3 protein-coding genes are annotated in these 4,722 nt (G+C 47.0%); 1 reads left to right on the top strand and 2 read right to left on the bottom strand.

Annotation, left to right across the window (positions count from 1 at the left end):
- Positions 1 to 203 precede the first annotated feature (203 nt).
- Positions 204 to 2,777 (top strand): single-stranded-DNA-specific exonuclease RecJ, encoded by a 2,574-nt coding sequence (locus V6C93_RS20300; RefSeq protein ID WP_333478490.1) that lies wholly within the window; start codon positions 204 to 206, stop codon positions 2,775 to 2,777.
- A 19-nt stretch (positions 2,778 to 2,796) separates the two neighbouring features.
- On the opposite strand, the gene V6C93_RS20305 is transcribed toward V6C93_RS20300, so the two are convergent.
- Complete coding sequence (locus V6C93_RS20305) at positions 2,797 to 3,624, bottom strand: DsbA family protein (RefSeq protein WP_333478491.1); 828 nt, start codon at positions 3,622 to 3,624, stop codon at positions 2,797 to 2,799.
- 249 nt (positions 3,625 to 3,873) lie between these two features.
- Positions 3,874 to 4,482, bottom strand: coding sequence for a transposase (locus V6C93_RS20310; protein ID WP_333478492.1), 609 nt, complete (start codon positions 4,480 to 4,482; stop codon positions 3,874 to 3,876).
- Between the last annotated feature and the right edge of the window lie 240 nt (positions 4,483 to 4,722).

Consider the following 4,722-nt stretch of genomic DNA (forward strand, 5'->3'; position numbering starts at 1 on the left):
CATCCGGACACAGCTATTGCAAAAGCTAAAGTACACATAGATCGGGAGCTGGCAATTTTTCAAATCAGAGGCGCTGTCGGATGGGTTTGAGATCATCACTTCATACTGCGCTTGTCGATTCGCAAGTCAGCTCTAAAAATACCTAAAATACAGGAATTGTAGGGAATTAGATGCTGTTAGGCTGATCGCCCCTGAAAAACCCAATGTCTGAGCCGCAACTTCAATGGCAAGTCTCGCCACCCACTGAAATCCCCCAATGGTTTCTAGACGCTATCAAACCCCATATCCTGACCAAAGCTCTGGCAGCTTCACAGGGGCGTCATGCTGCCCAATTATTATGGAAACGGGGAATCCGTGATGCCGAACAATTGCCGGGTTTCTTGAACCCAGATTGTTACCAACCCGCAAGTCCCTTTGAATTTGGACAGGAAATGCAGTGGGCGGTGGAACGCTTACAACAGGCTTGCAAAACGGGTGAAATGGTGGCGATCTGGGGAGACTTTGACGCGGATGGCATCACCTCAACAGCTGTTCTTTGGGAAGGTTTAGGACAGTTTCTCCCCCAAGAATGGCAGCTAATTTACTATATTCCCAATCGCCTCACCGAATCTCACGGGCTCAATTGTCAGGGAATTGACGCGTTGCAAAAACAGGGCTGTCAATTAATCGTAACCTGCGATACAGGTAGCACAAACTTAAAGGAAATTGACTATGCCCAAACGCTAGGAATTGATGTTATTGTTACCGACCATCACACCTTGCCATCAGAGCGTCCTCCTGTCAAAGCAATTATCAACCCTCGCTATTTACCCCCTGAGCATCCACTCTTCCATCTTTCCGGTGTTGCCGTGGCCTATAAGTTAGTAGAAGGTCTCTATCAAACCTTACCAGATGTTCCCCAACAGCCGTTAGAGAGCTTGTTAGATTTGGTGGCAATTGGTTTAATTGCCGATCTAGTGCAACTGAGTGGAGATTGCCGCTACCTGGCACAGCGAGGAATTGAACGCCTGCAACAGCAATTGAAAATTCGGACTCGTCCCGGTGTGGCTCGTTTATTGGAATTGTGCCAAAGAAATGGCGATCGCCCCACAGATATTTCCTTCGGACTGGGGCCCCGAATTAACGCCGTCAGCCGCATTCAGGGGGATGCTTCCTTTTGTGTGGAATTACTCACTAGCACCGATGAAAAGCGCTGTGAACAACTGGCGATCGAGACGGAATTAGCAAATACTCGCCGCAAATCTTTGCAAAAAGATGTTACCCAGCAAGTTAAAGCCAAACTGGAGCAACTTGACCTCTCAACAACCAGTGTAATTGTCCTAGAAGATTCTCAATGGCCTGCTGGTGTCTTAGGTTTAGTAGCAGGGCAAGTCGCTCAAGAATACGGACGCCCAACTATCTTGTTGAGTACAGAAGGTGCTTCTGACTATACCTTAGAAAAGGACGAGCAGGATGCTGAAGTTATAGAGTCTAAATCACAACCTAACAATCCAAAATCCAAAATCCAAAATCCAAAATTGGCACGGGGTTCTGCACGCTCTGTGAATAATATTGACCTTTACCAGTTGGTGAAGTCACAAGAACACCTCCTGCATCGGTTCGGCGGTCATCCATTTGCCGCAGGATTAAGCCTACCCGTTGAAAATCTACCTCTGTTTACCGAAGCGATTAATCAGCAGTTACGGCAACAAGTATCTACTTCAGGTGCCTCGCTCACTCCCGTACTAGAAGCTGACATTATTGTAACCATAGCGGAGTTGGGGAAAGAACTATTTTATGAACTCAAACTACTCGAACCTTGCGGAATGGGAAATCCGGTACCGAAACTGTTAATTCAGAACTGTTGGTTTGAGGAAGTGAGAAACTATAACACCCAGGACTTCAAAGGACGAAAAGTACAATTCATCAAAACTGAATTTGAAATTTGGGACGACTCTTGCCATATCGGCTTTCCTGGCATCTGGTGGGGACACTACAGGGATGAAGTCCCCAAAGGGAGATGTGATGCGATTGTTGAACTGGACTACAACAATTACAAAAAACGCCCCGAAGTGCGATTACTGGCGGTGCGCTCATGCGTTGATATGTCTTCTTTCAATATCCCTACCCAGTTGAATTGGATTTTAGACTGGCGGGGTGAAGAGTTGCAGGTTGAAAAGTTGAAAGTTGACAGTTGGGAAGACAATATTCAGCCATCAAATCTTCAACCATCGAACCTTCAACCTCCAACCTTCAACCTCCAACCTTCAACCTCCAACCTTCAACCTTCAAACCTTCAACCATCGAACCTTCAACCTTTAAATCCCCTTACCGTTAGCGAGTGTCCAACAAGTTGGGATGAATTGCAAGTATGGTTACGACGTGCGATCGCATCTGAGCGAAAATTAGCCCTCGCTTATCCACCTCCCAGTCAACTATCACCGAGTGACATCTGGAAACAGCTCGTGGGAATTGCTAAATTTCTCAGCCGCACGGGACAAACGGCTACTCTGGCACAACTGCAAGACAAGCTGGATTTGAGCGATCGCATTCTCCATTTGGGTCTTAACTCAATATCACACATTGGTTTTAATGTCAAACATGTGGATTGGGCGATCGCGATTAGCGGACAAGCCTCGCTAGAGGTAACTGACTCTGCTGCCAATGAAGCCATCCAGAACTTTCTCGCAGCCGTTGAAGAAGAACAGTTCCTGCGTCAGTATTTTTATCAAGTTCCCCTATCCACCATTCAATCCCAAGCTTGGCAAATTAACCTGAATGAGCGGCTGTTGACATAACAAACTTTTGAAGCCAATTTCAAGACTTGCTTGCACCAGCCAAAGCCTTCTCTAAATCCGATAACTTCACGTCACCGGAAAAGGCTTCGCCATTGATCACGAAGAAGGGAGTGCCTGAAAGCCCCAACGTCTGGGCTAACTGAATATCCTCCTCAATCGCCCTATCGGCATTCGCTTTATCTTGCTCAAACTTCTCCAAATCCAGATTCAGGCTTTTGGCAGTAGCCAGATACAAGTCCTTGCCCAATTTGTCTTGCTGGGAAAATAGAGCATCCTCGTACTCCCAAAATTTCCCTTGCTGAAATGCTGCCCAAGCCGCTTTAGCCGCAGGCATGGCTTCAGGATGAATGGGAGTAAGAGGGAAATGTTTATACACTAAGGTAACTTCATCCGCATGTTGGCTCATAAACTCTTGGACGGTTTTATGAGCCTGGGCACAGTAGGGACATTGAAAGTCTGAAAATTCTAATAGCACGACGTTTAAATCCGTTGCGCCCGTAGTGGGAGAGTCGCGAATCACAACTTTAGGATTCGTTTCTAGTGCTTGCACGAAAGCCTGCCGTATCTGTTGCAGCTGCCCTTGTTGTTGCTGTTGGTAGACTTGAACAGATTGCACAATGACTTCTGGGTGTTCGCGGATGAGCTGCAAAATTTGTTCAGGGTGATTGCGAATAACCTGCAAGACTTGTTCTTCGACAAGAGGACTAACTTGGCTGGCGGCTTGTGCAGGGAGTGACCAGGTTAGCAGTACTAGGCACGAGAGCAGCAAACCGGCTAGTGCTAAGGCTCTCTTAGCCAAGCGTCGGAGACTGATTAAGGTATTTGCCAACAGTTGCGATCTATACATAAATTACCCTGTAATTGGCTGACACCATCCAATGTACTTGCCAGATTTGATAACTGCACTCCCCACGGTATCAAGGTAGGCACAAGACCTACCCCTACCAACCCATCAATTTTGGAAAACGTAGGGGCACCCCTTGTGGGTGTCCTCCCCATATCGAAAGGGATAGGCACAAGACCTACCCCTACCAGGACATCAATATTTGGATTTGGTAGAATGTAGGGGCACCCCTTGTGGGTATGCTCCCCATATCTACAAATTAATCGGATTTTGAGAATCTTCTACCCAACGCAGCGGATTTTCAGCAATGTATTGCCGAACGGCGTTTAATCCATATTCATCACGAATGATGCGCTCGTAGTAATTGCGTAACCATAATTTACCTGGAAACGGTGTCCAATTCTGTTGCTTAACACCGATCATATATTGGTGGGTTGTAATTGATTTGAATGCACCCATAATTTCCCCCAAGGTTTGGGCATGGGCATCCGTAGGGGTACCCCTTGTGGGTACCCTCACCGTTGCGCATAACCCCGCAGGAGATGGTTCGGGGATGGCGTGATCCGAAGGAATCCGGTTAGGGTTATCGCTGTCGGTAATTACGATGATTCCATGTACATGGTTTGGCATCACCACGAATGCATCCATCGCCAATTGGGGAAAACGATGGGGTAATTGTTGCCAAACGGTTTCTACCATTTGCCCTGCTACATTCAGATTCATCGTGCGATCAACAATCTCACCGAACAAATACAGGCGGTGTTGGGTGCAAATGGTGACGAAGTACGCACCTGCCTGGGAATAGTTGTATCCTGGCAATCGGATAGAGCGGCGGTGGTGAATATTGGGGTTGTAATTCACGGTAGATTTTTAGATTGTGAAATTTGATTGATTACACACACGTTAGGACAGGCACAAGACCCGCCCCTACGATTTGTGGTATTGATGGGATTGCGATCGCTCCTAAGAAACACATTCAGCCACAGGGGATTGAGCGACCAAATCAAAGCCTAATAAGTGAGCTTTTTTCTTGAGGTTGTTAAGTAGGCGCTCTTGATATCTTTGCTCGTAGTAGTCCACTCCTGGGTCAGTGTAAGCTCC

It is taken from the genome of Allocoleopsis sp. (genome assembly GCF_036703385.1).
Classification (GTDB): domain Bacteria; phylum Cyanobacteriota; class Cyanobacteriia; order Cyanobacteriales; family Coleofasciculaceae; genus Allocoleopsis.

Coding starts and splice junctions, on each gene's coding strand:
- V6C93_RS20300 (WP_333478490.1), top strand. CDS start 204: ATGTCTGAGCCGCAACTTCAATGGCAAGTCTCGCCACCCACTGAAATC.
- V6C93_RS20305 (WP_333478491.1), bottom strand. CDS start 3,624: ATGTATAGATCGCAACTGTTGGCAAATACCTTAATCAGTCTCCGACGC.